Here is a 26,811-nt window from a genome sequence, read left to right on the forward strand (position 1 = left end):
ACATATGTGCCCCACTTTGCCAAGCGATCGTCAGCACTTCGATGTCGGAGAACGCAATTCGGAACAAACCGCATCGCCACTGCGCGGCAAGGTCGTAGCAATCACCGGGGGCAATGCGGGTATTGGATTGGCGCTGGCACGGGGTGTGGCGCAGGCCGGCGCGGACGTAGCGGTCCTCGCGCGACGACCAGAGGCCAACGAACGCGCGTGTGCGGAACTCGAGAGTTTTGGCGTCTCTGCTGCGTCATGGCAATGCGATGTCGCACTCGAAGATGATGTCGTCAACGCCTTCCAAGCAGTTGCTGAACGATTTGGCCGACTCGACAGTGTGTTCGCCAACGCCGGCATCTTCGCCCGAGCTCGTTTGATCGACACAAGCCTCGCTGAGTGGCGCCGTGTGCAATCCATCAACCTCGACGGGGTATTCCTCACGCTCCGCGAAGGGGCTCGCCATATGGTCGCATTCGGGAACGGTGGCGCTCTGGTCGCCGTCGGTTCGACGTCCATGACATTCGGGGCTCCCCGTTCGCCGAGTTACGCGGCGGCGAAGGCTGGCCTCGTGGGCTTGGTCCGCTCGGCGGCGATCGATCTCGCGGCTGACCGAATCCGAGTCAATGCCTTGGTTCCCGGATGGTCTGATACCGACATGCTCGATATGGGCAAGCAAAACGAGCGGTTCGTCAACGCCACGATTGCGCGCACGCCCGCTGGACGCTGGGGAACCGCCGGCGACTTCGCGGCGCCCGCAGTCTTTCTCGCCGATCCGACGTTGATCTTCCACACCGGCGATGCCGTCGTGGTCGACGGCGGCTACTCGGTGTTCTGATCTCACGTCTCCAGCGTCTGATCGTTGATGTATCCAACCAAGCTGCAGCACGAAAAGCCCCGTCAGCTACACCGAACGGCAGGCAATCGATGAACTACATGCCCGATGAAAGTGCAGAATCGCTTCGCGAGATCATTCATGCTTTCCTCGCCAAATTCTCTACCGAACAAGACGTTCGAAATCTGATGGGCACCAGCCCGGGATACGACGCGCCGGTCTGGCATCGCCTCTCGACAGAATTAGGTCTCACAGGACTCGCGATACCTGAGGAACACGGTGGAAGCGGTGCGGGTCCCGTGGAGGTGGGAATTGCATTTGAAGAGATGGGGCGGAAGCTCTTCTGTGCACCCTTCTTATCTACCGTTGGGCTGGTGGCCACGGCGATCGTCGAGTCCGGCAATTCCGAAGCCTGCAGGGATTTCCTACCTGCGATCGTGAGTGGCGATCGCACCGCCACTTTGGTTTGGGAGGGGCCGTCGCCCACCAAGTCTCAGTTGAGAATTCAGCACAAGGATGCCGGATGGACAGTGAGCGGTCGTGTCCCTGTCGCCGTCGAGGCAACCGCCGCGGATTTCGTACTGGTTGCGGGAGCTTCCGCTGATGGTCCTGTTGTCGGCGTCGTCGAGTCGACAGCGCCTGGCCTCGCTATCGAGTCACTGACGCCGCTCGATCAGACACGACCATTGGCTAGCGTGCAATTCAACGCGACGCCGGTGCGCCTCGTCTGCTCTGGTGACGACGCAATTCGATCGATGACCCGGACATACGACTTGGCGCTGCTCTACGTTGCGGCGGAGCAACTAGGTGCCTCGGCGCGGCAGCTGGAGTTGGCAGTCGAATATGCCAAAACCAGAACACAATTCGGCCGTGCAATTGGCTCATTCCAGGCGATCAAACACCGGTGCGCGGACATGCTGGTAGCCGTTGAGAGTGCGCGATCCGTTGTGTACCACGGACTGTGGATGGCCGCAAACTACGGCCCTGCGGACAGTAATCTGGTGTCGCAGTCAGCGAGTCTCGCGAAAGCTGTAGCCTCAGAGTGCTGCCGCATGGTTGCACTACAGACGCTCCAGATTCATGGCGGCATCGGGTTCACATGGGAGCACTCGGCCCACCTTTACGTAAAGCGGGCCAAGTCGACCCAGCTGCTGTTCGGCTCGCCCTCGTATCACCGTGCGCGGCTCGCAGGGCTGCTCGGTATTGGACATCCTGACCAGACGGAGCGGTCCATCGGAGCCGGCGATGGACAGACCCCGGTCATGGAGGATCAAACACAGGACCACACGGACACCGAAGCGCTCGCCCAGGCCGTCGCCGACTTCCTCGGCAAGTATCCCGTCCCCCACCCGGATGACCGCATGGGCGATCGGAAGATGCGTGAGGCCCGATTCGACGCCGGTTTGGCCCTCGTCAGCCTGCCGGAGGGACTAGGAGGTCGTAGCCTCGACCCGACCATGCAGCAGGTCGTCGATAACGCGTTTGCAGCGGCCGGCGCCGACGACCACGAGGGCCGCAATACCATCGGATTGGGAATGGCCCTCCCCACGATTGCAGAGCACGGAACAGCGGAACAGAAAGCCCGCTACCTGCGTCCCTGCTTCTCCGGAGAAGAGATTTGGTGTCAGCTCTTTTCCGAGCCCGGTGCCGGATCTGACCTGGCTTCCCTCTCCACAAGGGCAGTGCTCAACGGCGACGCGTACCTCGTCAACGGCCAGAAGGTCTGGACATCGTTGGGTCACGTCGCCTCCTGGGCGATCTTGTTGGCGCGCACTGACGTTGCAGCTCCGAAGCACAGGGGTCTGACCTATTTTCTGGTCGACATGCGGTCGCCGGGCGTCGAGGTCCGACCGCTACGGCAGATCACCGGAGAAGCCGAGTTCAACGAGGTCTACCTCACCGACGTACGCATTCCAGTCGCGAACGTTCTTGGTCGGGTCAACGACGGGTGGCGGGTTGCCATGACAACTCTCGCCAATGAGCGAGTGGCGCTCGGCGCGCGAATCGTCGAACGAGGCACCGGCCCGATCAGGCAGCTTCTGGACATCTACGGCTCAGCTCTGGCCAGAGAGGATGTCGGCGAGGAAGCGCTGGATAGGGTGATGCTCCTGTGGTCCCGCGCCGAAGCGGCGCGACTCACCAACATTCGCGCCAGTCGACCGCGCGACCAGGGTCCGGGGCCTGAGGGTTCTATCGCCAAGTTGCAAATGGCTGAGCTCAATCAGGCAATTTACGAGTGCTGTGTCGACCTCTGCGGATCTGACGGGCTGCAGATCGATGGATACGACTATGTGGCCCCGGAGTACGCGACGCCACAGGGTCGGGGTGATGTTCGCAAGGTGTGGTTGCGGTCTTTGGCCAACTCAATCGAGGGTGGAACCTCGGAGATCATGCGCAACATCCTCGGCGAGCGAATTCTCGGGCTGCCGCCTGAACCACGGCTGGACAAGAACACCGCGTGGATCGATTCCAATCGCAGCTGAGATTCGATTCGGTCACCCGACGCGGCCACCAATGCGACCCCCGGCACACTCATTCCGACGGAGATCGAACTGCGTCATACATCCGTCACGGCAGCTGCCCGCAGTTCGGGCTCGGCGAATATCAACTGAAGTCTGAGGCACTCCGGGCGACACGCTACTTGGACCCTCATCGAAGCAGAACTTCGCGATCGGAAAGGATGCCGGATGGACCTATCGGGCGTCGGCATATGGAGTACCCATCTGCGGTACGGCAATCCCGGCAAAGCTGCCGAAGCTGCCGCGGAGTTGGAGGATCTAGGCTTCACCGCCCTGTGGATTCCCGATATCGGTGGCGGTCCGATCCTCGACACAGCCGAACGGTTGTTGGCCTCAACCACGAAGGTCACAATCGCCACGGGAATCCTGAATCTGTGGCTGAATGACGCCGCCGATACGGCTGCTCGGTATGCGTCGGCAACCGAGGCTTATGGTGAAAGGCTCCTGCTCGGAATCGGCTGCAGCCACGCGCCCATCGTTGATGCCAAAGCGGCTGTCCGCTACAGCAAGCCGCTGAGTGCAACCAAGGCATTCCTCGACGCCATCGACGACGCACCACGACCCGTGCCCATAGAGAACCGGTTGCTCGCGGCGCTCGGCCCCAAGATGCTCGAACTGGCGGCCACCCGTGCCCGCGGCGCCCATCCCTACCTCGCCACCCCCGAGCACAGCGGCCAGGCCCGACAGACGCTCGGAGAAGGGCCTCTGCTGGCCCCCGAGCAGACGGTCATCTTTGCCAACGACCGAGCGCAGGCGCGGGCCATCGGCGCGGAGTGGCTGCGTACGTATGTCGTGCTCCCCAATTACGCCAACAACCTGGTGCGCTCCGGCTTCAGCGAGAACGACTTGTCGGAGATCAGCGACCGGTTGTTCGACGCTACCATCGCGTGGGGCGACGAAGATGCGATTGTGCAGCGGGTGAAAGACCATCGCTCAGCCGGAGCAGACCACGTCTGCATCCAGGTTCTGACCGCCGACCAACGCGAGTTCCCCCGCGAGCAATGGCGCCGCTTGGCCGCGGCGTTCGCGTAGGGTTCGCCATCCTACGGCCGCTCGCCCGCCGTGTCCGAGGATTGACACCAAGCTAAACGCTGAGCCCACCTCGGCCGGTGACCCATATGGGTTGATCTCGCTTCAGGTCGGCACGAAGGTCGGGCTTGCGAATCTTCCCGGCCGGCGTGCGCGGAAAGTCACCTCGGATTTCGCGAATGTCCTCTGGCCACTTGTATTTCGCGACTCCCAATTGAGCGAGATGAGCACGCAGTTGCTCAACGGTCGGCACGGCTAGACCCGGGGCGGTCCGAATGACAGCCACCGCTCGTTCTCCGGTTCGAGGGTGCGGCTCCGCAACGATCGCGACCTCAGCCACGTTCGGCATGGAGATCATCACTGATTCGATTTCCGCGGCGCTGATGTTCATTCCAGCACGAATGACAATGTCCTTCTTGCGGTCGAGGATCTGCAGATATCCGTCGTCGTCGAGAACGCCTATGTCGCCGGTACGAAACCAGCCATCCAGGAAGGCGTCAGCGTTGAGCGCGGGGTTTGTGTACCCACTGAAGAGTTCGGGCCCACGGCTCAACACCTCGCCCGGCCGTCCATGCGGCTGACCTGTGCCTGCATCGGTCACGATACGAACCTCAACGCCCGCGCAAAGGCGTCCGTCGGTGCGAATGCGCCGCGCAAGCGGATCCCTCGGCGTGCACATGGAGATCGTGATGTGCTCGGTGCATCCGTAAGCGCGGACTGCCACAATTCCGAGCTCTGATGCCCTCAATATGAGTTCAGGTGGCACCGAGGCGCCGCCAAGGAAACTCAGGTCGATCAATGACCGATGGCTGTCCGTACAAGACGGGTGGTCGAGAAGCGACGACAGGAACAACGGTACTCCGCTACCAGCCGAGACACGTTCCTCTTCCATGATTTTCAGGACATCACTGGCATCCCAGTAGTCGAGCAGGTGGATGTCATGCCCCGCGAATGCCGGCGCCAAAACCGACAAGAGCATCCCGGTGACGTGCGCAATCGGGGACGTACTGGCAAGCGGTCGCTTGCGGAACGCGGTAAACGGCCCGATATGCGAACTGACTTCGGCGCACAGCGCCCGATGGCTCAGAATGACGCCCTTCGGCTTATCGGTTGACCCCGACGTCCAGCCGATTACCGCAGGTGCCGCGGCATCGACCGCGGCGATCCCTACCTCGGCTGGTCCCGATGTCAGCGCTGTGAACGGCACGACGCCTGCGGGGCATGACGAGTCACCCACTGCTACAACGCTCTCCAGCGCAGGACTCCGGCCGCAAAGCTCGCCAAGTGTCTCGAAGTCGAACGGTGCATCACGCCAGTTCGTGACAAAGAGCGCCTTCGCCCGAGATTCGCGTACCACCAGTGAAAGGTCGCGGCACCCGGCGGAGGCGGCGATCGGTACGAGGACTGCTCCCAACATCGCCAACCCGTAGAACGCTGCGGCGGCCTCGACACTATTGGGTAGCTGGAAGGCAACTGCGTCACCGGGTCGGATGCCTCGGCGCTTGAGCCCGCCGGCGATGAGTTGTCCTAGGCTGGCGACATCGTTGAGCTTGCCCGACCATGGGCGCGTGCGCGAGTGCAATCGAAATGTGCTCACGGCGGATCGCTCTAGGCTCTCCGCAACGAGAGTGGGCAGGGTCTTGCCGTCCCACCAGCCTTCGGACCGATAACGTGCAGCCAGGTCCGGATCTACATCAATAGTGGGCCAATCCATAACGCTCCCTAGAGGCTTGCAGTCGTCCGAGCGCAGACGCACACGGAGCCAGGCAAGGTGGCAGCGCTTCTGTCACAGGCGTTCGCATCGAAGTCGTAGAGATTCCCTAAGATCTTCCCCGGCCTCACACCTACGCAATTAACCCGCGGCCGTCGGCGCGCCGACCAGATTACTTGAGGCCCTTCGGAGTACGCCGTCGTCATTCCCCGCTCCTGGTCGTGTCCGATGATGCGAACACGGTCGATCTCCCGCGACCCTTTGCGCAAAGGCACTCTGCTCTGCCTTACAGTGTAAGGCGCATCGCTTATTGGAGCTCGGTGCACTTCAGAAGGAAGACGACAAATGACCGGAACCTCAGGCTGACATGCGCGAAGAGGCCGAGGAGCCCCGATGGACTTGAACTTGCGGGGCCACCGCGCACTCGTCACCGGAAGCAACTCGGATGTCGCCGGGCGGACGCCAATGCAATCTCAGGACAGTTACCGTGGTGCACGCTGACACAGTCGTTGACGTTCCAGAAGGTGCGCCAGCTCGCCGAATTCGGGTATGCGTCGCGCCCGGCATGGCGCTCGACTTTACGCCGTACGATGGTATCGCAGTTATCGGGCTTCACAGTCGGCGATGAAGGGGTGGCACCGTGGCGGATTCAGTCGAAGTTTGCGAATCCACCGTTCACGATATCGCGCCGCTGCTGGTGTCAGACGACAATCGTGTCCGCACATTGACTTTGAATCGGCCCCAAGCGCTCAACGCATTCACCGAAGCGCTCTACGACACTATGACGGTGGCGCTACGAGCCGCCGCGGACGACGATGCCGTGGCAGTGGTACTGGTAACAGGCGCCGGTCGGGCGTTCAGCGCGGGAAATGACCTGGGTGAAATGCAGGCACGGTTCACCGACCCCGCCTTTCGCAGCGGCGTTCAAGGTTTCGAAGGCATGATCAATGCCCTGACCGAGTTCCCCAAGCCGCTGATCTGCGTGGTCAACGGCATAGGTGTCGGTGTCGGAACGACGATTCTGGGCTACGCCGACTTGGTCTTCATGTCGTCGACCGCGCGGCTGCAATGCCCCTTCACCAAGTTGGGCGTTGCGCCAGAGGCCGCGTCGTCGTATCTGATGCCTCGCCTGGTAGGCCGGCAGAACGCGGCTTGGCTACTGATGTCCTCCGAGTGGATCGGCGCCGACGAAGCGCGCCAGATGGGTTTGGTCTGGAAGGTATGCGCGCCAGACGACCTAAGCTCCGTGGCGAATCGGCACGCAACTATCCTTGCTAGCAAACCGATTCCGAGCCTGGTCGCCGCCAAGCGGACCATCGCCGCACCCGACCGGCCGCATATCAAACAAGCCAGTGTCTACGAGAATGCCGAGTTCCGGGAACTGCTCGGTGGCCCAGCCAATGCTGCAGCACTTGCCGCGTTTGCGCAGCGACCGCACTGTGACTAGGCAAGGTGCCGCGTCAGCCTCGACGGCTCGCGTTGACGGCATTTGTGGTACGTCGCGAAGCCGGCTTGGCTGCGAGCTTGGCGCGGAGGCCTTCAATAATGACGTCGACACCCCAGTCGAAGAAGTCACTCCCCCGCAGGCTCGGCAAATAAGGAAGCAGTGAAGCCAGCGTGTCGTCAAGATCAGGGACTTGCTCCCCAAAATTCGCAACGTCAAACTGCCCCAACACCTGATATCTGCCGAATAGGTAGGTGTGGATCATTGCGTAAGACTGAAAGTTCTCGGCCCCCTTGAAACCGGCGCTGACCAGAATCTCCAAGATGCCATTCAGCACCCGTTGGTCGGTAACGCTCATTCTGTCGAGCAAGATCGACGCGATTCCTGGATAGCGGTGAACGTGGTAATCAATGCTCTTGATCACGGCGCGAAGGCGCTCATCCCACGGCCCGGAGTCCGCCGGAGGCAACTGGACTCTCGACAGCAGCTTGCGGGCGACCAGGTCGAGCAACTCGTTCTTGTCCGCAACGTACCAATACGGCGCCATCGCGGAACGGCCCAGTTCGCGCGACAGCCTACGCATTGACAGCGCTTCTAGCCCCTCGGCCTGAACGACCGAAAGCGCGGCATCGACGATCTGCTCTTCCGTCAACGTCGGCGGCTTCCCCAATCGAGAGGAGCCAGCTACCGACTTTGAGGATCTCTTGGCTGCGGGAATGCGAACTCCACCTCCTCTAACTGACGTCCGGTTGATGCTAACGGAGGGTGAAGCGCGATTCCGTCCGCCACACTGATCACCCGCGATACTGGACTGGCGCGAGGCAAATATTGCACTGCTCTGTCGCAGACGGTTGGCAAGGAGCCGATGTTTGACCGCGTTAACAGCACGGGGCCCAATCGGAAGATCGGGTGCGCCGGCTCGCCGTCCCCTATCGTGAAGCTGACGCGAATGTCTCCTTCCGGACGGCACGAATGGTTTGCGTTATCATCCCTCGCTCGGTTCCAGGCTGCCCTTACTTTGTGATGTGATCTGTACCGCGATCGGCGCGCGGCAACAGCAGGCTTTGCCTGTGCATAGGCAATATGGGCGACGCATTGTGCGGTGACGGTCATCACGTTACGGTGTAAGGTAAGAAACACTTCGACACCGAGCGGTGCATTGCGGAAGGAAGGGAACCAGATGACCGGGACCTCATACGAAGGCCGACTGTTCATTGATGGCGAGTTTCGAGAAGCCAAGTCCGGCAAGCGTTATGACGTCATCAACCCCGCTGACGAATCTATCGTTGGCTCAGCTGCTGATGCAGGCCCCGAGGACGTTTACGATGCGGTCACGGCCGCGCGCAGGGTTGCAGACGAAACAAGCTGGGGAACAGACCACAAGTTCCGCAGGCATTGCCTCGAGCAGTTCCAGGCAGCGTTGCGCAGCGATGTCGATGGTTTCCGGAAATTGGTCACCGCCGAGGCGGGCCTCGGAACTGCGCTCATCGGCAGCCACGTCGACGCGATGATCGACGGGATGGACTTCTGGAACGATCTCACAACGTCGTTCCCGTGGGAAGAAGACCTCGGAAGCTTTGAGTTCTTGGGCATGCCGAGCGACCGACGCGTCTGCTATGAGCCCCATGGGGTCGTTGGCGCGATCACGCCTTGGAATGCTCCGTTCATGACCGCGATCTGGAAGGTGACTCATGCCATGGCCACGGGCAACACCGTGGTACTCAAGAGCGCGCCGGACACCCCGCTCACCGCGGCGAAGATGGCACAGGTCATGGCTGAGGCTACCGATACCCCCGCGGGCGTCTTCAACGCGATCAGCTCAGAAGACAAGGCCATCGCCGGCGACGCGATGACCGGTGATCCTCGGGTCGACCTCTTTCATTTCACCGGATCTCCCGGCGTTGGCCAGCGCATTCAGGAGCGTGCGGCACTCGGCATCCGCAAAGTTGTCCTGGAGCTCGGCGGCAAGTCCGGAAACATCCTGCTCCCTGACGCGGACCTCGACATGGCATGCGGCCTGAGTGTGACCATGTGCATGGCCAACAGCGGCCAGGGGTGCGCACTGCCGACACGCATGATCGTGCACGCCGACATCTATGACGAGGTGTTGCAGCGCCTGGAGGCGACGATTGGCGTGCTTCCGTTCGGCGACCCCACCGAGCCGACCACCGTCGTCGGCCCGATCATCCGCGCCGAACAACTGGAACGTATTGAAGGGCTCGTGAACCGCGCCAGGGACGCCGGAGCGCGGGTGGTGTGCGGCGGCAAGCGAGCGGACTTTGGCGGCAAAGGCTTCTGGTACGAGCCGACTCTCCTCGCCGACGTCGACGAGAACGCCGAGATCGCTCAGAACGAGGTATTCGGACCGGTGCTGATCGTGATCCGCTACGACGGCAACGACGACGAGGCGGTACGCATCGCGAACAACACGCGTTACGGCTTGTCGGCATACGTGCAATCGCGAGACGAGGAGCGTGCCTGGCGCGTAGCTCATCGGCTACGGGCCGGAACGGTGAACATTAACAACTCCTTCTACCTGAGTCCCGATGCGCCGTTTAGTGGATGGGGCATCAGCGGCGTGGGCTCCGAGCATGGCGTCGCCGGGTTCCGCGAGTATCTGCGAATCAAAACCATTGCCAGTCCTACGAAGTGAGTGATTTCGACTACATCATCGTCGGTGCTGGGTCCGCAGGCCCGGTACTTGCCAACTCGTTTGCCGGAGGATCCCCGGTGAGCGGGTACCGCCGATCGAGGCTGACGACATGTCTACGCCGTCGCACCCACATGGCCTCCTACACGAAACCCGAGTCCGTGGAGTTTCTTGATGCTTTGCAGCGAGAAGCCGGTCAGACCGGCCACGAGGTCTTCGACGAGATGTTCGGCCGCGGCGGCGTCGACATCGGCACTTAAGGAGGGCCTGTGCGACAAGTCATTCATCCAGCATCCGGCGAATAATTCGACTAGAAGGACGGATTCGCCAAATCTCCGCTTCCGAGGCCGCCGGAGCCCCGCCCTCGCCGCGGCAAGACACCCAACCTGACCGAGGACGAGGTCGTGGCCGCCGCGCTCGCGATCAATTCGTACCGGAGGGTTGGAAGCGTTGTCGAGGCGGCGGTTGTCCCGCGAGCTCGGCCGCTCGGCGATGGCGGCGTACTGGTATATCAATGATAAGCAGGAGCTGCTCGAGCTGTTTGCGCGAAGATTTTTTTGTCAGAGGTCGCTGTTCGGTCGCGCAGGCACTCACGGTGGCCACGGTAGTCAACGCCACGGAGGGCCTCCAGCCTTCGATGCGGACAACGGATTCCTGTTCGACGGCCATACCAGGTGGCAGTATATTCCGTTCAATTGTTTTAACTAGTCGGCGATGAATTCAGAGTGCAGACGGTGGCACATGGCGACAGGAGCGACCGGTGAGCGACTTCGACTACATCGTGGTGGGTGCGGGTTCGGCCGGTTGTGTACTGGCCGATCGGCTCAGCGCCGACCCAGCCAATCGCGTGCTGGTCCTCGAAGCGGGCGGCAAGGACACCAACCCTCTGGTGCGCAACTCGTGAGCCCTACCGCGTCCGATAGCGCGGAATCTCGAACCGAGAGCGCGGACCGGTACTTCTACGAGCCCGAGATCGAGACCGCAAGCCGAGGCGAGATCAGCGACTGGCAGGAACGTCGCGTACTCGAGCTGATCCCCTACCTGTGGGAGCGGTCCGGCTTTTATCGTGACCTGTGGTCCGCGGCGGGCGTCACTCCGGACGACATCACCTCGCTCGATGACTTCTATGCCAAAATTCCGATGTTCCGCAAGGCCGATCTCAAGGCCTACCGGGAGCGCACAGGCGATCCCTTCGCAGACGTCCTTTGCGTGGACCCCACTGAGCTGACATCGATTGGCTCGACCTCGGGCACCACCTCGCTGCCTGAATTTTCTTCCCGAAATCTGGGATGCGACTTGGCCCATGCCCATCTCCTCGGCGAAGGCGCTGTGGGAGATGGGATTGCGACCCGGAGACCGCGCATTGGTTGCCGCTGGGTCCTTCCGCGGGTACTGGGACCAGTACTACCACTTGCTGGGAATCACGCCGGTCTATATCGACGGTTGGATCGGCGAGGGCGAGCGCATTCTCAACGCCATCAAGCGCCACCAAGTCCACTACTTCCAGATGATCATGTCCACGTTGATGGAGTTCGAGGCGCTCGAGGCCAAGTACGACATACGAGACATGCTCTCGTCGTTGAAAGGTGCCGCGTTCGCCGGCCAGCCGATGAGCGCGACGTTGGCACGCAAAGTGCGCGAGGAGTGGGGCGTCAAGCTGTTCATCTGGACGAGTGCGGGCGACACCGGAGCCGCTTGGCAAGATATCGAATGCGACGGTTACTTCCTGCAGGAGGACACTATCCTGTCCGAGGTCGTCGACCCGGTGACCGGCGGGCCGGTCTGCGACGGTGAAGCCGGTGAGCTCGTTGCGACCGACCTGGACAACAACGCGGCGCCCTACGTCCGATTCCGCTCCGAAGATCTGGTGAGAGTCACGCGCCAGCCCGCGGACAGCGGCCGCACCCACACCCGAATCTGGGTGCTCGGCCGGGCCGGCGACGAGATTCGAATCGGTGGGAAGTCGTTCGTGGTCAATGACATCTGGGGTCTCGTGGAATCCCTGCCCGAGTGCGGCGACGCGCTGTTCCAGATCATCAAGTACGCGCCCGAAATGGACGAGTTGCGGATCAGGATCGGCTACACACCGGAGAAGACCGCCGATCTCGCTGAGCTGCAGTCCCGCGCGACCGTCATTCTGGAGGAAGAACTGGGCGTGAAGTCCGTCGTCGAACTCATGACGGTTGACGCCATCCTGAAGACATCGTCGAGTGTCGCGAAGTTCCCGCGCACGGTGAAGGCATGAGAGGTCAGCGATGAGCAGAGCGACAATGGCCGCGGCGTCCGCGGCGCCACCTCGATCCGACCTGTACGGCATCGGGTCGTGCAAGGTAGGCACTGAGATCCACGACTTCGAAACCGGCTGGCGCCCTGGCCATCGGGGTCCCCCGGGTTGGCGCGGTGGTTAATTCTGCCGAGTGGAACGTCGAGACCGTCGACGGAAGCAGTTCGTGGGTCGACCGCAGCCGAACGTCGGGCACGATTTGTCGAGGTGGAGATCGACGTTCCGTGGGCGCGCGGGTAAACGGGTCGACTTGGGCACGGTGGTCGAGTTCGACCTTTGATCAGCGGCGGGAGCCCAAACGCCAGGCCGGTGATCCGACCGGTGCTGGACCCCCACCGCCGGATCGCCCAATCAGTTACGTGGGATCTGCTCGAGGAAAGCCATCATCTCCGGTGCGTACCAGATGTGTTCTATGTAGTGGCCCAATGTGTTTCGGTGGTCGGTGTAGAAGTAGCGAACCAAACCGCCTGCAGACGAGCCCGCCATGGCGATCGGAATGCCAAGCCGTCGCGCATCGCCCTCAGCAGACTCCAGTTCGTCGGCATCACCGAACAATTGGGCGACATGGTGAAACCGGACTCCGGAGCCGTCATCGGGTAGCGCTGCTCGGTAGATGGCATCGTCTCCGCTCAGCGGTTCGATGAGTTCCAGTTGCATCGGGCCTACGTATGCAAGCGCGATGTTGTTGTGACAGCTGCGTCCCGGTGCGGTTTCCACTTCCATCCCGGGCATGGGCATCCAGTTCGCGACACCGTAGTCAGCGCCGAAACGGCGCATGGCTTCATCTAAATCCGTTGTCACATAGGCTATTTGCAAGAATCTCCGAAAGGGTGCGAACGTTGGGAACGTCGCTGCTGGTGACGATTCGGTCATTGCCCTTTACCTCATATCTCGGTCGATGAGTGATCTTCACCAGCGGCGGCGCAGTTGCGCTCCGGTTCGACGAAGCCGCAATGCTTCTGCACGCGCTGCGTGGGTGACTTTGGGGGTGTCTGCCGGTAGGTGGGTCGAGAGTTCCGAGAGCGCAACCTTTTTGACCGTCGGTACCGGGTGGGAACTGCACCGGTACCACCGGCCGATCATCATGCCCCGCAAACCACCGCCGGTGTCCAGCCAGTTCGGGACGCCTGGGTCCTGCGGGCAGAGCACCGCGCGGAACTTGCCGTCGGAGCTGAGCTGTGCCTGAAATCCGTTGATGCTGCTGTGCCGGTGCAGGATATCGACCTGGTTCCACAAAGCGTCGATCACCTGGACATTCCAGTAGGTGTGCTCGTCGGGCAGGTCCGTCTCGAGTACCAGCGCCTCACCGGGCTCCAGGTCGTAGAGGCATTCCCAATACGCCTGCGGCCAGTCTTCGCCGTTGCCAAGTCCGTCGAATGACTGCAGATGGACGTGTTCTGCGTCCTGGCGTGCGCGTAACGCGCTCATATAGCCCAGGCATACCCGGGACAACCCACGCACATACTGGCCGAACAACGCACGCAGTCGATTATCGACTTCGACGGCGCTCATCGGCGGTCGCAGGTAGTCGATGTCGAGGCGTTCAATGGCCAGTCGACCATCCACCTCATTGACCCAGTCGTACGAGAATTGCCGCACGATCACCAATTGCGTCGACGGGTTGAGGTACCGCCAGTCGCCCCCGTAACCCTCCGGACGCTCGGCGCTCAGGATCACCTCGAAGTTTCCATCGGCATCGAGGGCCAAGGCATCGGCGTCGTAGTTGTCATAGCCCGGTCCGGGTGGCTCGGACATACCGAAGAGGTTCGCCCCGGTGGCGAAGCCCATCACAGGTACCGTTCCGCGGCGGCCGGTGATGCGGTAAACGCCAGCGCCGTCAATCGCCGAATAGTGGTATACAGCGTCAGGATTGGGCTGGGCTAAGAACGCCGAGTTCTCGAACGGCACAAAATCCGGGTAGTTCGGATCGGCGACGAAGTATAAGAAGTACCCCTGGGACAGGCTCATGGCGAACTGGCGATATAGCGCCGCCCGCAGCTGCTCGTCGCCACTGTCCCACAGCTGTGATTCCACCTCCACCGCGTCCTTGGCGAGGTCGAGATACTCGTCCCAGTCGGCTAGGCCCACGGATTCACCATGACCTTGCACTGGTCACTGCCGCTGCGCAGCTCCTCGAAGCGGGTGGGCAGCTCGTCGTAGTTCCAGGTGTCACTGATCATCGACCGTGGTTCGACGTGTCCCGCATCGAACGAGTCGGCGACAACCTGGAATTCGCCCACGGAGTAAATGTTCGATCCCTGGATGCGCACCTGCTTGAACATGGCCTGCGCCGGGAAGATGGTATCGGGCACCATGCAGTTGCCCAGCACGATGACAGTGCCTCGGGGGCGCACGATATTGATCGCCATGGCCAATACTCCTGGCACGCCTGCGCATTCGAAGATCACGTCGGGCGGGCCGCCGAGACCTTCGGTGACAGCCGCGTCGAGGTTCTCGTCGGTCAGCGCGAACGTGTCGGCGCCCATCTCGATGGCGTACGGTTCGCCTCGCCTGGACCGGGCGGCGACCACGATTTTGCCGGCGCCCAGGCGCTTGGCCCAGTATGTCGAAGCGATCCCGATCGGACCCGCGCCGATCACTAGCACCTTGGCTCCCGGGCTCAGCTGCGCCAGTGTCGCGCCGTGCAAGCCCACGGCCATTGGCTCCACCAGCGCACCGTCCTCCAGCGACATCGAGGCGGGCAGCCTAATGGCGGCAGTGGCCTTGGCAATCGCGTACTGACCGTAGCCGCCCGCCGATCCAATAAATCCGGCGCTACACACCGCCGGGTCACCGGCCTTGCAGCTCGCGCAGTTGCCGCAGCCTGTCACTGGCAGGGCCGCGACGATATCGCCTTCGTTGAAGCCGTCGGTGTCGGCTCCTTTGGCGACAACTTCGCCGGCGAACTCGTGACCGAGAACCATGCCCTCGGGAAACGTCTCACCCTCACCCGACGTCATGTGCAGGTCCGTTCCGCAGATTCCGCACCGGCCGATCTCGAGGACCAGTCGGCCGGCCTCGGGTACCGGATCCGGCATCGTTTCGATGGTCAGCGGTTTACCAACGCCATTGAAGACGGGAGCCTTCATCGTTTCTCCTTACAGCGCGTAGGTGGTGATGTAGTCGGCGAACCGCTCACGCAGCGCGGCAGCGGACAGTCCGTAACGTGCGGGATCTGCGTCGGCGCCCCGGCGACGTTCCTCCGGCTGCTCGTAGAGCCACGTGCGCATAGTGGTCTCGACATCTGCAGGCAAACTCAGGCCGAGCTTGGAATAGACGCTGTCGATGGTGGCGATTGGATCAGCCCGGAAGTCAGCGTGCCGCACGTCGTGGAAGTTGTCTGGGTGACGCCGCCGAGCCCGCTCGGTGCGATCGACCGCCGACCGCCACTTGTCGACCTCGGGGGGACCGATCTCCTCGGGGCGGACGTTCTCGCCGAGGTACATCGACTGCGGCATCTCCAGCACTCGGCACACCGAGGGCATCGCTTTGGCCGGATCGCGGTGGGTCTGGACCACGAGCGCATCTGGGAAGAGCGCCAACAGGTCGTCGATGCCCCAGATGTGGCCGGGGTTCTTAAGCAGCCAGCGGCGGTCCTGATCGTCGAGGCCGATCAGTCGCAAGACGTCTGCGTAGCGCTGGTAGGACGTGGTCTCGCTTTCTTCGCGCCACCAGTGCAGGTAGGCAGGAACCGCAAGCTGCGAGGGAAAGGTGTTGCTGACAAAGTCCTGCTGCAACACCTCGAGGCACTCATCGACGCTGTCGGCGGTCATCTCGTGGGCGTCGGCAAAGCCGGGCATGGCCGCCAAAAATTCCTCCAGCCCGGCAACGCAAGCGTTGAATTCGGCTTTCTGCGACCAGTTTTGGCGCGGTGGTCGAGGCATTGGAGTAATGGCCAACCAGCGTTCGACGCCTTGGAATTGCGGGTCGAGTGCCAGCAGCTTGTGCAGCGCGGTGGTGCCGGTGCGTGGAATCCCAGTGATCACCAGCGGACGTTCGATCCGCACGTCTCGGTACCCGGGGTTGCGGCGCCAACCTTCCTGGGTGTAGAGGCGACGGACCAGGACCCCGGTGAGCATTCCGAACAGAGCTTCTCGGCGGGGGCCTGCCACACGTCCGTCCTGATCGAGCGCGGTCAGCAGCTGATGCAAGCCTTCGTGGTAGGTCGGAGGGCCGAAATCATCGAGCCCAGCGGCCGCCGCTGCCGCTTGATGCAGCGGTTCGAAGGCTTCGGTGAACTTCTCGGGAACGGCCATGCCTCACTCCGTATGGTCGGCGGACGGCTGAATTCGTCGCAGAGAGACTGTGGCGCAGGACCAGGTGCACCCTGGTTTGTGATGAGCACCACTCACTAAAGAGGACAATAAGGTACCTTTTTTCAGTCGTCAAGCGTGCGGCCGGTCACTCGGACTGTGTCCGGCCACCCTGGTAGAACAGCTAAGTGAGGTTGACAGCGGCGAGGCTGGCCAGGGCGATCGAAGACGGCATCGTCGCGCGCGGCTGGCCCGTCGGTGAAGTGATCGGCTCCGAGGAACAGCTCCTGGTGCACTATGGCGTCGGGCGCAATGTGTTGCGTGAAGCGATGCGGATCTTGGAGACCCACGGGGTGGCGCGGCGCCGCCAAGGTCCGGGTGGCGGCTTGGTCGTCGTGGCGCCAGACGCGGAGGGGGTCGTCGAATCGGCACGAATGTTTTTGAACTATCGGCACACCCGGCTCAGTCACCTGTACGACACGTGGATCGCACTGGAGTCGCTCGCCTTGACGACGGTGGCGCAGATGGACCGGCGGCCGCTCGACGGACTACGGGACGTCATCACACGCACCCGACAGTGGGATGAACAGACTGGAGCGCTGACCGCAGGACGTCCGAACGTACACGTCGAAATCGCCCGGATGACGGGCAACCCGATGCTTGAGCTCTGTCTGGCAACACTTTTCGCGATCGCGACCGATGCGGGCGCGCGGCGCATGCCCGCGCCCGCGGCCGCCCGAATGCGGGCGGTGGACGTCGCTCTGGTCGATGCACTGGACCGCGGAGACGCCGAAGAAGCCCAGCAGCATCTGCGGCGGCTGGTCGAGATGCTGGCGCAGTACAACCAAGGGGACGACCCCAGAGTCGGCGCGCGCGGGTAAGGCGGCACTGCTACGTGATGCAGGGGAAGCCGGATTGAGGAAGCGGTCAGCTGCCCCGCGGCCGACTGCCCGCATGAACACGGCTCCGCAGTTGGGGTAAGCGGCTGTCAATGGATGCAGGTCTTAAAATCGCTAAATCAACTAGACGTTGAGCGGTGGATACGCCGCAGTTACCGGTCCGGCCGATTTGGCAGAAGAGCCTGAACATCCACTACCTGGGCGCGGGATCGTCACTAATCGCGCGCCTGATGTGGTCGGAGCCCCCGCGGATAGCTAACGGGATTAGTGAGTTTCGCATTCGATTTGATCGGCAGCCGTTGGCTCCGCACGTCCAGTACATAAATCTCTAAATGATTGACTAGTTTCCGAAGCCTCGGTTAACGTGAGGAACATCCCATCCCGCACGCATGGTAGGAATCACGATGCATGTCAAGGTTGAGAAGGGTGCCGCCTGGCTGGGACTGGCCATGCTGGGAGCATTCTTCGTAATTTTCTGGGGCATCGCCGGGCTGATACCGCCAATGGACCCCGGCGCGAGCGCCGAACAAATCGCCAAGGTCTACTCCGAGCACCACCTTCGCCTCAGCATCGGCCTGACAATGATGATCCTCCTGGCGTTTCTCTTCGCGCCCTTCTTTGCGCTGCTGTCAAGGCAGGTTCGACGCATCGAGGGCTACTGGGGCGTCATGTCGCTCACTCAGATCTTGCTCAGCGCGACGTTCCCTTTCGGGTTCGCGCTTTGTTCGATCTTTGCCGTCGCCGCCGCATACCGCCCCGGACGCCATCCCGACGTTACCCAGGCGCTCAATGACATCTTCTGGTTCATGTTCGTCGGGCTCGTTGGTCCGCTCATCACCCAGGTGGTGATTCTTGCCTTCGCCGTGTTCATCGACAAACGCGACGTGCCAAGCTTTCCGCGTTGGTTCGGATACTTCAACATCTGGTACGCGGTGCTCGGGATACCTAGCTGCGCCATCTTTCTGTTCAAGAACGGACCGCTGGCTTGGAACGGGATATTCGCGTTCTGGATCCCGTTGACGGTGTTCTCTATCTGGATGGTCGTCGTGACGGTGATGCTCGTCAAAGCAGTGGATGTCGAAGCCGCCGAACGCACGGCGCGCGCCGCAGAGCGGGCCCGGGAACCCGCCGCGTGAGCCAGACGGCAATTGGCCCCGGCGCCAAGGCGGGCGGGGTCGCGCCGCTTGCGGCCAGAAAGCGTGATCGTCGCATCCCGGGTGAAGAAGGCACTTGGGTCTTCCTGTTCGGCGACATGCTCGTGTTCGGAGTATTTTTCGCGAGCTTTATGTACGAACGCAGCCGAGCGCCGGAAACGTTCGACGAATCACGCCAGACCCTGAGCATCACCATCGGCCTGATCAACACGCTTGTCCTGTTGACAAGCTCGCTGTTCGTCGTGACGGCGATCCGGGCGATCCGCTCATCGGAGAGATTCACCGCCAGGTTGCTGTTGGTCGGGGCGACTATGTGCGGACTGGCGTTCGTCGGGCTCAAAGCGGTCGAATACACCATGAAGGTCAGCGAGGGTCACACACCGGGCCAGAACAACTTTTACCTTTACTACTTCATCTTGACCGGATTGCACCTGTTCCACGTTTTGATCGGCATCACCGTTCTGCTGCTCTTGCTGGCGCAAGCGGGCCGGACCGATTTCGGCACAAAGAGAATGGCCATGGTTGAAGGCGGCGCGTGCTTCTGGCATCTCGTCGACCTGCTGTGGATAGTGCTGTTCCCGCTTCTCTACCTGGTGAGCTGACGATGCCGCTTTCACTCCTGCGCGCCCGTTCCACGCCAGTGTGGCTGGCCCTCATCCTCGTTACGATTCTGTCGTGGATGCTCGGTGCCAAACACGAGACCGGCTCGGCCATTGCAATTTTGGTTCTCGGCCTCGCCATAGTCAAGGTTCGGTTCATCGGACTCGACTTTATGGAGCTGCGGGAAGCGCCGCTCATCCTGCGTGTGATGTTCGAGGGCTATTGCGTCGTCCTGTGGCTGGTCTTGTCCGGCATGTACCTGTGGTTGTGATCAGCGTGACAGGATCGACACCGCCGACGCGCCCGGTGCGCCGTAGAGGTGGGTGTAGCCCACCCGCGGATCGTTGGGCACCTGACGCTGGCCGGCCCGGCCCTGGAGTTGAAGCACGATCTCGTAGACCTGGCGAAGGCCCGATGCGCCGATGGGCTCGCCGTTGGCGATCAGCCCCCCATCCGTGTTGACGGGCAGGCGACCGCCGATCTCGGTGTCACCCTCGGAGATCCACTTCTCCTGCTCACCGTCGGCGCAAAAGCCGTTCTCGGCCATGTGAATCAGCTCCGATCCGGCGTCGGTGTCCTGCAGCTGCGCAACGTCGACGTCCTCGGGGCCGATTTCTGCCCTCTCATATGCTGCGCGCGACGCATCCACCGTGGGACTGGGGGCGGAGTCGAGCGGTAACGATGGGCTCTGCAATTCGAAGGCGCCCTCGCGACGGGTACGAAGTTCCGCGGCACGTACGTAGACCGGCGCGGAAGTGAACTCGTGTGCGATATCGGCACGGCACAGGACCAGCGCCGCGGCACCTTCGTCGGGGTTGCAATACATGTACTGCGTCAGTGGGTAATTCACCACCGGGGAATTCAGGATCTCCTCCACGGAGATCGCCTTGCGCCGCCATGCCTGGGGATTGATCGCCCCGTTGGAGAGGTTCTTAGCCGCGATACGCGCAAGCGACTCAACGGAGATCCCATGGTCGTGCATGTACTTGTTGATCTTGGTACCGAAGAAGTGCGTGGTGAGGAACAGGCCCGTCTGGCCATACCAGCTGGGCAGTCCCACCACCGACGGATCGGCGGCGAACGCTCCGCGCGGATGCTTGTCGAAGCCGATCGCCATCGCGACATCGGCCTCGCCGTGCCGGATCGCCTGCTCCGCCATCTGCAGCGACGTCCCGCCGGTCGCGCACCCGTTGAACACTCCACGCACGGGAATGCCCGTCAGGCCAAGCCAACTCACGATGGCATCGGGGTTGGACACCTCGTAGCTTCCTGCGTACGCCGCCCGGACACGAGTCCAGTCGGTGCCCGCATCTTCGAGGGCCAGCTTAGCCGCTTCCGCGCCCATCTCCAATGCGAGCTTGTCGCCGTAGCGGCCGAACGGATGTAAGCCCACACCGACGATTGCCACGTCCGTCACGGTCATTCCCCTTCCACGGGAGCGAATGCGTAAGTCAGTACTTCGGTCCCGTCGGGCCGCGTGGTGTATGGGACGACTACCAGTTCCATCGGCTGGCCGATGGACAGTTTCGCCGGGTCGGACTCGGTGAACCGAGCCTGGATGAGCAGCTGTCCGGGCAGTTCGACGTACCCGAGCGCATAAGGCTGAAATGTCTCCGCCGTGTCGTTGCCGTCGTACGGGGGAGCCGGAGGCCGGAACTGCTGGGTGGTGAACCCCCATAACGTGCCACGGCGCTTGAGCAGAACCTGCGCCTCCCCGGGCTTGGCCGGAAAGGTCAAACGGCCGTCGTGTTCAGAGGCGATCAGCTGCGGCTCATCCGATGGCCATGTGAACAGGCCCTCCGCGACCGGCTGTTGATTCGCACCCAACGTTGCTCCCATCATTACCGCTTCACCGCGCCCGAAGCGCAACGAAGCGCCAAGTTTATTATCTAAATAATTTAGCTACGGATGTCGGCAGACGTCAACCCGGCGTCAACCGCCCGGCGGTCCCGTCATGCCAGGACCAAACTCCATGCGGCAAGCCGATCCCACAGCATCTTCCTTGTGGATGCGAAGTTGTGCATGTGGGCCATCCGCGGGCTAACGAAGATCGTTACGTCAGACGAATTCTCGTACGCTGCGGGCTCTCGGTGCGGCGCCGGCAGAACATCGCGTTCGCCCGCACCGACGAACACCGGGCAGTCGATCTCCGCCGCATCCTCGGCAACGTAGCCGGGCGACAGCATCGCGATAGCACAACTGGGTAGCGTGGCACTCCCGAACGGCGGCGCCTCGGTCCGCAATGGATAGCCATGGCGGGTGTCGGCCTCCAAGATGTCGGCGGGAATGTCCGACCAGAAGAACGGATAGAGGAAGTCCGGGATGCGCGCAGCCGTGTCGGCCACGGACTGCGTGTGAGGATCGGCATCGCGTCGGCTGTCGCCGACCCGTTCAGCGACCTCGGCGGATACCGACTGCTCCGGGAAGGGTAGGACGGTGCGTACCGCGCTGAAGCCGAGCACAGCTATGGCGTCGTAAGCGCGGTGGCGAGCGGCCATGATGATCGTGATTGCGCCACCCATCGACTGGCCGACTCCGATGCGCCGCGCGATGCGAAACGGCGGATATCCCGCGACGGCGTGCCCGGATTCGAGTAGCTCCGCAATCCGCTTCACCGCGGCGTGGTTCGCCGCGGCAATGTCCTCGGCACGCAGATCGCCACACACCGCTGGGGTGCTCTGCCCCACCCCGAGGTGGTCGATCGCGACCAGGACCAGCCCACGCGACGCGTGGTGCTCGGCCTGGGAGTAGCCGCGATGTCCCGGAAAGTGCATGTCGTAGTAGCCGCGGCTGTATCCGCCGCCCGGCAGTGCGAACAGGACTGCGGCGCCATCGGCGACCGAATCCGCCGGCGGTAGGTACACGGTGGCCGCCACCGTCAGCCGACGGTCGATCTCGCAACTGCCGGACACATCCACGGCGAGATCATGCCGGATCGCGTTCGTGGTTGCGGTCTTTGGCATATTCGCACTCCCTGGTCTCCGGGTTACGTGTTGGCTCTGCGAAGTCTCGCATGGCCGGGCCGGGAGCGTTATTGATCTAAACAATCTATCTGACAAAACGACCTGCAACGGCTGTGCTTGACATCACGTTACAGCGTAAGATTTAGTTGCCGAAGGCGTAACCCTGAGCGCGGCGAACCTTGACGCGCGCGACCATCCGTTCCGCCGCGTGGAACGCGATCTCCGCGTAGATCCGAATAGAAAGGACTGCTCAGATGCCCGATGACTACGAGGGCCGACTCTTCATCGACGGAGAGTTCAGGGAAGCCCGCTCGGGAGAGCGCTATGACGTCTTTAACCCGGCCGACGAGTCCGTCGTCGGTACGGCTGCCGACGCGTCGGCAGACGACGTGGACGACGCGATCACCGCGGCGCGCCGAGCCGCCGACGAAACCGACTGGGGGACCAACCACGAGTTCCGGCGGCGCTGCCTCGAGCAGCTGCAACTCGGCCTGCGCAAGGAGAGTCAGGAACTCCGCGACGTCGTGACCGCCGAGGCCGGCGTGGTGAGCTCGGTGATCTACACGCACGTCGACTTCTGGATCGACGGCATGGATTACTTCAACGACCTCTGCACGTCCTTTCCGTGGGAAGAGGATCTACCGCCTTATGAGGTGATGGGCATGCCCAGCGCCCACCGGGTGCGGTACGAGCCGTACGGAGTCGTCGGCGCCATCACGCCGTGGAACGCACCGTTCATGACCGGCATCTGGAAGATGCACCACGCATTGGCCACGGGTAACACGGTCGTCCTGAAGAGCGCGCCCGACACGCCACTCACCGCAGCGCTGCTCGCCAAGATCGCCGCAGAGACCACCGACATTCCGGCCGGCGTGATCAACACGCTCAGCGGCGCGGACAAGAGCCTCGTCGGTGACGCGATGACGGCCGACCAACGCATCGACCTCTACCACTTCACCGGCTCGGCCGCCGTCGGCCAGCGCATCACCGAGCGGGCCGCCAACGGCATCCGCCACACCGTACTCGAACTCGGCGGCAAGTCCGCGAACATCGTCCTGCCCGACGCCAACCTCGACATGGCCTGCGGTATGGGCGTGGCGATGTGCATGTCCAGCAGTGGTCAGGGCTGTGCCCTCGGGACCAGGCTGGTGGTGCACGCCGACATCTACGACGAAGTGCTTGAGCGCCTCACCGGCCAGGTCGGCAGCCTTCCATGGGGTGACCCCAAGGACCCCGCCAACGTGGTGGGTCCGATCATCCGCCTGGAGCAGTTGGAGCGCATGGAGGGTCTGGTGAACCGCGCCGTCGAGGCGGGTGCGCGCCTGCTGTGCGGCGGAAAGCGCGGCGACCGCAACGGCAAGGGCTTCTGGTACGAGCCGACAGTGCTGGCCGACGTCGACGAGAAACTCCGAGATCGCGCAGACGGAGGTCTTCGGCCCGGTTCTCAGCGTCATCCGCTACGAGGGCGACGACGACGAACCTGTGCGGATCGCCAACAATTCACGGTACGGCCTATCGGGATACGTGCAATCCGGCGACGAGGAGCGCGCATGGGCGGTAGCCCGCAAGCTCAGGGCCGGAACGGTGAACATCAACAACTCGTTCTATCTCGCTCCGGATGCACCCTTCGGTGGCTATGGCATCAGCGGCGACGGCGTCGAGCACGGTATCGCGGGATTCCGCGATTACCTTCGCATCAAGACCATTGCCAGCCCGGTTCACTGACCTTATCTGCGAGGGAAGCACTGCAATGCGGCTGCAAGACAAGGTAATTGCGATCACCGGCTCGGGTTCGGGACTGGGTCGCGAAGCCGCGCTGCTGTTCTCGGCCGAGGGCGCGCAGATCGTCACCAGCGACGTGGTAACCGGCAGGGCACAGCGGGTGGCGCAGGAGGTCATCGACGCCGGGGGCCAGGCAGTGTGGATCGACGCCGACGTGCGGGTCGAGGCGGACATGGAGCGTCTCGTCGCGACGACGGTCGAACGGTTCGGTCGGGTGGACGTGATGTGGGGCAATGCCGGGATCCCGGAGCCGGGGTTTGGCATGACGCCGTTGGCCGAGTCCGAACTCGTCGACTGGAACAACATCTTCGCGGTGAATGTGACCGGCATTTATCTCGCCTGGAAGCACGCGGCGAAGTGGATGATCGCCAACGGCCGAACCGGCACGCTTCTGGCGACCACCTCGGCCGCGGCGTTCACCGCGTACCCGGGATTCCCCATGTACGCGGCGTCAAAAGCGGCGGCGAATGGGCTGGTACGCGCTGCCGCGTTTGAGTTCGGGAAGTTCGGTATACGGGCTATCGGGTTCGCCCCGACGCACGGCATGTCCGTGAACTTCGCGTTGCCCCCGCATGCCGAGGTGCTCGGAAAGTCCTACGAGGAGATGTCGCCCTGGGATCCGGACAAGCGTGCGATGCCGCTTCGACTCAACCGCCCGCCAACGCTGCGGGACAACGCGAACGTGGCGCTCTTCCTCGCATCGGACGAGTCGGAGTACATGTCGGGACAGACCTTGCACTCGGCCGACGGCGGCCAATTCGCCCGCACGTCGATCATCTTCCCGACCGATACCGGGGCATCCGGCGACATCACGGCGGGCGCGATCCCCGACGACGTTCGCGAGCGGATCGACCGCTGAAAGCCTGACGATGGTGGCCCGCCGATCGTGATGTCGGCGGGCCATTTCGTCGTCAGCCGGTGTGCAGCATGAGGCCCTGAGCGTTGAAGAAGAACCCGCCCGCGGTGATCAGTGCACGCTTGGCGCCGTTGACCTGCCGCTCCCCCGCCCGACCCTGAAGCTGATGGACGGCTTCACGGATGTGACCGGACCCCTGCGTGGCGCCCTCTGAAAGCGAACCGCCGTGCGGGTTGACCGGAATCCGCCCATTGATGAGAACCCGGCCCTCGTCCGGCATCCAGTGCCGGCGCAGGAACGGCCCCGCCTCGCCTGGCCCGCACCACCCCGCGTTTTCGATCCAGTTCAGCGCGATCGGCGAGAAACCGTCGTACGGGAAGTAGACATCGATGTCGTCGATCCAGAAGTCGCCCTTGGCCTTTAGGGTTTCGATGACCACGGGTTGACCGTTCGCCCGCAGGCTCGCGGTCTGGTCCTCCTCGTTCGGCGAAACCTGCCCCAGCACAGCTGCATTGATGAGGACCGGCGGCAGCGGTAAGTCACGGGCGCGCTCGGTGGTGGTCACGATGAATGCGTCGGCGCCATCGACGGCGACGTCCATGTCGTACAGGCACAATGGGTCGCGGATCATTCGGGCATTGAGGTAGTCGTCCATCGACATCGGTTCACGCATCGCGGCGGCCGGGTTACGCATGGCATTAGCTCGGGCGTTGAGCGCAACGATGCCGAAATCTTGCCGCTTCGTGTGAAATTCGTAGATGTAGCGCGATGCCCACGCCGTGTAGCCGGCAGCCGCGGCGACCGTATCGGGCCCCGGGTGGGGATCCGAGAGTCCGGGCGTAGCGATACGTCGAAACGGATCCTTCAGCGCTCCGGCGGTGTTCCACGCGGCACGATAGGCCGCGTGATACACCAGCACCGTGTCACACAAACCGGCGTGGACGGCGGCCGCCGCCGTCGCAACGTGATCCACCATCGGGATGAAGGGGTTTCCGAACCACGTCAGCCGCGGCAAGCCGAGTGCCGATTGCAGTTCGCGTGCCGCGGGCCAGCTTCCGCATAGCCCGTCGATGTCGTTCTTCCCTAAACCGCACTGGCGGATCGCTGCGATCGCGGCCTCCGCGGCCAGCGAGGTCTGACTGCGTCCGGAATTCTTCGCGACGAATCCGGTGGTCGCTGCACCGGCAATTGCCACGTTGTCCTTCAGGGCGTTCCTCACGAGGCCGCCCCGCTCAATTCGAAGACCGGAACCGGCATGCCGGCACGTTCGATCCAACCCAGCCGCACCCGCTCGCCGATGCGAATGGCGTCGTTCTCCGCTCCTAACACGGTCGCGGTGAATCGCAACCCCGGCTGCTCGTCCAGTTCTACGGTCACGACCGGGTAGGGCGTCGAGTAGTCGACACCGGGGGCAGGCGGACCCTGGCGCAGGAAGATCGCCATGTAGATGGTGCCATCGCCGGAAACCGGTGCCGACTCGACGTCGAACGACCAGCACTGCGGGCACACGGGTTTGGGTGGGGACTGCCAGCGCTGGCAGGAGCGGCACTTGCCCAGCAAAAGTCGATGATCCAGGCGACCGCGATAATGGTCCGCGTTGTCGTGTGTGATCGGTTGGCCGGGAAAGCGTTTGACCAGATCCTCGTCACTGACCGACATGATGCGCTCCTATCCGAAGCCGATAGATGGATTGACGTTAGAGCGGAATGTCCTGCACCGACCAAGAATGAACGTTATTGGCGTAGAACGAATCCAGATACCCACTCGAGCGATCACTTCTGCCTCAGGCTCTTCTCCGGCTCGAGGGAGACATCCACCGGGGAGTCGATCGTTTGACTCAAGCT

General features: G+C 62.7%; 24 protein-coding genes and 1 pseudogene. 14 read left to right on the plus strand and 11 right to left on the minus strand.

Features of this window, described 5'->3' with window-relative positions:
• Positions 1–4 precede the first annotated feature (4 nt).
• The 3 genes from G6N51_RS08150 to G6N51_RS08160 all read left to right on the plus strand — a co-directional run bounded on the left by G6N51_RS08150 (position 5) and on the right by G6N51_RS08160 (position 4,374).
• Positions 5–826 (plus strand): SDR family NAD(P)-dependent oxidoreductase, encoded by an 822-nt coding sequence (locus tag G6N51_RS08150; protein ID WP_083169399.1) that lies wholly within the window; start codon positions 5–7, stop codon positions 824–826.
• Between the two features lie 89 nt (positions 827–915).
• The gene (locus G6N51_RS08155) at positions 916–3,306 is read left to right on the plus strand and encodes an acyl-CoA dehydrogenase (protein WP_083169401.1); all 2,391 of its coding nucleotides are present in this window, start codon (positions 916–918) and stop codon (positions 3,304–3,306) included.
• A 204-nt stretch (positions 3,307–3,510) separates the two neighbouring features.
• Positions 3,511–4,374 carry an LLM class F420-dependent oxidoreductase gene (locus tag G6N51_RS08160; protein WP_083169403.1) on the plus strand — a complete coding sequence of 288 codons (864 nt, stop codon included), beginning with the start codon at positions 3,511–3,513 and terminating at the stop codon, positions 4,372–4,374.
• Positions 4,375–4,426: 52 nt separating this feature from the next.
• Here G6N51_RS08160 and G6N51_RS08165 read toward each other — a convergent pair whose 3' ends face one another.
• Positions 4,427–6,085 carry an AMP-binding protein gene (locus G6N51_RS08165; RefSeq protein ID WP_083169405.1) on the minus strand — a complete coding sequence of 553 codons (1,659 nt, stop codon included), beginning with the start codon at positions 6,083–6,085 and terminating at the stop codon, positions 4,427–4,429.
• 688 nt (positions 6,086–6,773) lie between these two features.
• On the opposite strand from G6N51_RS08165, the gene G6N51_RS08170 reads away from it, so the two are divergent.
• Complete coding sequence (locus G6N51_RS08170) at positions 6,774–7,529, plus strand: enoyl-CoA hydratase/isomerase family protein (RefSeq protein ID WP_083169646.1); 756 nt, start codon at positions 6,774–6,776, stop codon at positions 7,527–7,529.
• 13 nt (positions 7,530–7,542) lie between these two features.
• On the opposite strand, the gene G6N51_RS08175 is transcribed toward G6N51_RS08170, so the two are convergent.
• Positions 7,543–8,178, minus strand: a complete 636-nt coding sequence (locus G6N51_RS08175) for a TetR/AcrR family transcriptional regulator C-terminal domain-containing protein (protein WP_231984251.1) — start codon at positions 8,176–8,178, stop codon at positions 7,543–7,545.
• Between the two features lie 528 nt (positions 8,179–8,706).
• On the opposite strand from G6N51_RS08175, the gene G6N51_RS08180 reads away from it, so the two are divergent.
• From G6N51_RS08180 to G6N51_RS08200, 4 genes and pseudogenes are all read left to right on the plus strand, one after another.
• Entirely contained in the window at positions 8,707–10,179 is a 1,473-nt protein-coding gene (locus tag G6N51_RS08180) for an aldehyde dehydrogenase family protein (protein WP_067921642.1), read from the plus strand.
• A gap of 77 nt (positions 10,180–10,256) precedes the next feature.
• Complete coding sequence (locus G6N51_RS08185; protein ID WP_142274850.1) at positions 10,257–10,436, plus strand: hypothetical protein; 180 nt, start codon at positions 10,257–10,259, stop codon at positions 10,434–10,436.
• A gap of 500 nt (positions 10,437–10,936) precedes the next feature.
• Positions 10,937–11,071: pseudogene (locus tag G6N51_RS08195) on the plus strand (lycopene cyclase family protein); the annotation flags it as partial.
• A 408-nt stretch (positions 11,072–11,479) separates the two neighbouring features.
• Entirely contained in the window at positions 11,480–12,421 is a 942-nt protein-coding gene (locus G6N51_RS08200; RefSeq protein ID WP_232078271.1) for a phenylacetate--CoA ligase family protein, read from the plus strand.
• A 390-nt stretch (positions 12,422–12,811) separates the two neighbouring features.
• Here the strand turns inward: G6N51_RS08200 and G6N51_RS08205 are convergent, their stop codons facing one another.
• From G6N51_RS08205 to G6N51_RS08220, 4 genes are read right to left on the minus strand one after another with little or no spacing between them, the layout of a single operon-like run.
• Positions 12,812–13,333, minus strand: coding sequence for a VOC family protein (locus G6N51_RS08205; RefSeq protein ID WP_067921650.1), 522 nt, complete (start codon positions 13,331–13,333; stop codon positions 12,812–12,814).
• A gap of 36 nt (positions 13,334–13,369) precedes the next feature.
• Positions 13,370–14,548 (minus strand): DUF1214 domain-containing protein, encoded by a 1,179-nt coding sequence (locus G6N51_RS08210; RefSeq protein ID WP_083169409.1) that lies wholly within the window; start codon positions 14,546–14,548, stop codon positions 13,370–13,372.
• Positions 14,539–15,549 (minus strand): alcohol dehydrogenase catalytic domain-containing protein, encoded by a 1,011-nt coding sequence (locus G6N51_RS08215; RefSeq protein ID WP_067921654.1) that lies wholly within the window; start codon positions 15,547–15,549, stop codon positions 14,539–14,541. The genes G6N51_RS08210 and G6N51_RS08215 overlap by 10 nt, the downstream gene beginning before the upstream one ends.
• A 9-nt stretch (positions 15,550–15,558) precedes the next feature.
• A complete protein-coding gene (locus tag G6N51_RS08220; protein WP_083169411.1) occupies positions 15,559–16,716 on the minus strand; it encodes a sulfotransferase family protein in 1,158 nt (385 codons plus the stop codon).
• Between the two features lie 185 nt (positions 16,717–16,901).
• Here G6N51_RS08220 and G6N51_RS08225 point away from each other — a divergent pair, with 185 nt between their 5' ends.
• The 4 genes from G6N51_RS08225 (at position 16,902) to G6N51_RS08240 (ending at position 19,637) form a co-directional block, all read left to right on the plus strand.
• Complete coding sequence (locus G6N51_RS08225; protein ID WP_083169413.1) at positions 16,902–17,594, plus strand: FadR/GntR family transcriptional regulator; 693 nt, start codon at positions 16,902–16,904, stop codon at positions 17,592–17,594.
• Positions 17,595–18,016: 422 nt separating this feature from the next.
• The gene (locus G6N51_RS08230) at positions 18,017–18,748 is read left to right on the plus strand and encodes a hypothetical protein (RefSeq protein ID WP_142274851.1); all 732 of its coding nucleotides are present in this window, start codon (positions 18,017–18,019) and stop codon (positions 18,746–18,748) included.
• A gap of 74 nt (positions 18,749–18,822) precedes the next feature.
• Positions 18,823–19,368: a cytochrome c oxidase subunit 3 gene (locus G6N51_RS08235; protein ID WP_264052730.1), complete on the plus strand. Its 546-nt coding sequence runs from the start codon at positions 18,823–18,825 to the stop codon at positions 19,366–19,368.
• Positions 19,369–19,370: 2 nt separating this feature from the next.
• Positions 19,371–19,637, plus strand: coding sequence for a cytochrome C oxidase subunit IV family protein (locus G6N51_RS08240; protein WP_174814303.1), 267 nt, complete (start codon positions 19,371–19,373; stop codon positions 19,635–19,637).
• On the opposite strand, the gene G6N51_RS08245 is transcribed toward G6N51_RS08240, so the two are convergent.
• The 3 genes from G6N51_RS08245 to G6N51_RS08255 form a co-directional block, all read right to left on the minus strand.
• Complete coding sequence (locus G6N51_RS08245; RefSeq protein ID WP_083169419.1) at positions 19,638–20,789, minus strand: thiolase family protein; 1,152 nt, start codon at positions 20,787–20,789, stop codon at positions 19,638–19,640. It abuts the gene before it with no gap.
• Complete coding sequence (locus tag G6N51_RS08250) at positions 20,786–21,193, minus strand: Zn-ribbon domain-containing OB-fold protein (RefSeq protein WP_231984260.1); 408 nt, start codon at positions 21,191–21,193, stop codon at positions 20,786–20,788. The genes G6N51_RS08245 and G6N51_RS08250 overlap by 4 nt, the downstream gene beginning before the upstream one ends.
• Positions 21,194–21,318: 125 nt before the next feature.
• On the minus strand, positions 21,319–22,329 hold the full coding sequence (locus G6N51_RS08255) for an alpha/beta hydrolase family protein (RefSeq protein WP_083169421.1): 1,011 nt from the start codon (positions 22,327–22,329) through the stop codon (positions 21,319–21,321).
• A 254-nt stretch (positions 22,330–22,583) separates the two neighbouring features.
• Here G6N51_RS08255 and G6N51_RS08260 point away from each other — a divergent pair, with 254 nt between their 5' ends.
• Positions 22,584–24,101, plus strand: coding sequence for an aldehyde dehydrogenase family protein (locus G6N51_RS08260; protein WP_426646491.1), 1,518 nt, complete (start codon positions 22,584–22,586; stop codon positions 24,099–24,101).
• Positions 24,080–24,970: an SDR family NAD(P)-dependent oxidoreductase gene (locus G6N51_RS08265; RefSeq protein WP_067921681.1), complete on the plus strand. Its 891-nt coding sequence runs from the start codon at positions 24,080–24,082 to the stop codon at positions 24,968–24,970. The genes G6N51_RS08260 and G6N51_RS08265 overlap by 22 nt, the downstream gene beginning before the upstream one ends.
• A 52-nt stretch (positions 24,971–25,022) precedes the next feature.
• Here the strand turns inward: G6N51_RS08265 and G6N51_RS08270 are convergent, their stop codons facing one another.
• Positions 25,023–26,186 carry a thiolase C-terminal domain-containing protein gene (locus G6N51_RS08270; RefSeq protein WP_232078273.1) on the minus strand — a complete coding sequence of 388 codons (1,164 nt, stop codon included), beginning with the start codon at positions 26,184–26,186 and terminating at the stop codon, positions 25,023–25,025.
• The gene (locus G6N51_RS08275) at positions 26,183–26,626 is read right to left on the minus strand and encodes a Zn-ribbon domain-containing OB-fold protein (RefSeq protein WP_067920410.1); all 444 of its coding nucleotides are present in this window, start codon (positions 26,624–26,626) and stop codon (positions 26,183–26,185) included. Before G6N51_RS08275 ends, G6N51_RS08270 begins: the two co-directional genes overlap by 4 nt.
• Positions 26,627–26,811: the final 185 nt, after the last annotated feature.

Origin of the sequence: Mycobacterium paraseoulense (assembly GCF_010731655.1) — a bacterium.
GTDB classification, from domain to species: domain Bacteria; phylum Actinomycetota; class Actinomycetes; order Mycobacteriales; family Mycobacteriaceae; genus Mycobacterium; species Mycobacterium paraseoulense.

What these genes read in the sequence shown, in the direction of transcription:
- G6N51_RS08150 (WP_083169399.1), top strand. Translation starts at nt 5, where the DNA reads ATGTGCCCCACTTTGCCAAGCGATCGTCAGCACTTCGATGTCGGAGAA.
- G6N51_RS08155 (WP_083169401.1), top strand. Translation starts at nt 916, where the DNA reads ATGAACTACATGCCCGATGAAAGTGCAGAATCGCTTCGCGAGATCATT.
- G6N51_RS08160 (WP_083169403.1), top strand. Translation starts at nt 3,511, where the DNA reads ATGGACCTATCGGGCGTCGGCATATGGAGTACCCATCTGCGGTACGGC.
- G6N51_RS08165 (WP_083169405.1), bottom strand. Translation starts at nt 6,085, where the DNA reads ATGGATTGGCCCACTATTGATGTAGATCCGGACCTGGCTGCACGTTAT.
- G6N51_RS08180 (WP_067921642.1), top strand. Translation starts at nt 8,707, where the DNA reads ATGACCGGGACCTCATACGAAGGCCGACTGTTCATTGATGGCGAGTTT.
- G6N51_RS08200 (WP_232078271.1), top strand. Translation starts at nt 11,480, where the DNA reads ATGCCCATCTCCTCGGCGAAGGCGCTGTGGGAGATGGGATTGCGACCC.
- G6N51_RS08205 (WP_067921650.1), bottom strand. Translation starts at nt 13,333, where the DNA reads ATGACCGAATCGTCACCAGCAGCGACGTTCCCAACGTTCGCACCCTTT.
- G6N51_RS08215 (WP_067921654.1), bottom strand. Translation starts at nt 15,549, where the DNA reads ATGAAGGCTCCCGTCTTCAATGGCGTTGGTAAACCGCTGACCATCGAA.
- G6N51_RS08220 (WP_083169411.1), bottom strand. Translation starts at nt 16,716, where the DNA reads ATGGCCGTTCCCGAGAAGTTCACCGAAGCCTTCGAACCGCTGCATCAA.
- G6N51_RS08230 (WP_142274851.1), top strand. Translation starts at nt 18,017, where the DNA reads ATGCATGTCAAGGTTGAGAAGGGTGCCGCCTGGCTGGGACTGGCCATG.
- G6N51_RS08240 (WP_174814303.1), top strand. Translation starts at nt 19,371, where the DNA reads ATGCCGCTTTCACTCCTGCGCGCCCGTTCCACGCCAGTGTGGCTGGCC.
- G6N51_RS08245 (WP_083169419.1), bottom strand. Translation starts at nt 20,789, where the DNA reads ATGACCGTGACGGACGTGGCAATCGTCGGTGTGGGCTTACATCCGTTC.
- G6N51_RS08255 (WP_083169421.1), bottom strand. Translation starts at nt 22,329, where the DNA reads ATGCCAAAGACCGCAACCACGAACGCGATCCGGCATGATCTCGCCGTG.
- G6N51_RS08260 (WP_426646491.1), top strand. Translation starts at nt 22,584, where the DNA reads ATGCCCGATGACTACGAGGGCCGACTCTTCATCGACGGAGAGTTCAGG.
- G6N51_RS08265 (WP_067921681.1), top strand. Translation starts at nt 24,080, where the DNA reads ATGCGGCTGCAAGACAAGGTAATTGCGATCACCGGCTCGGGTTCGGGA.
- G6N51_RS08275 (WP_067920410.1), bottom strand. Translation starts at nt 26,626, where the DNA reads ATGTCGGTCAGTGACGAGGATCTGGTCAAACGCTTTCCCGGCCAACCG.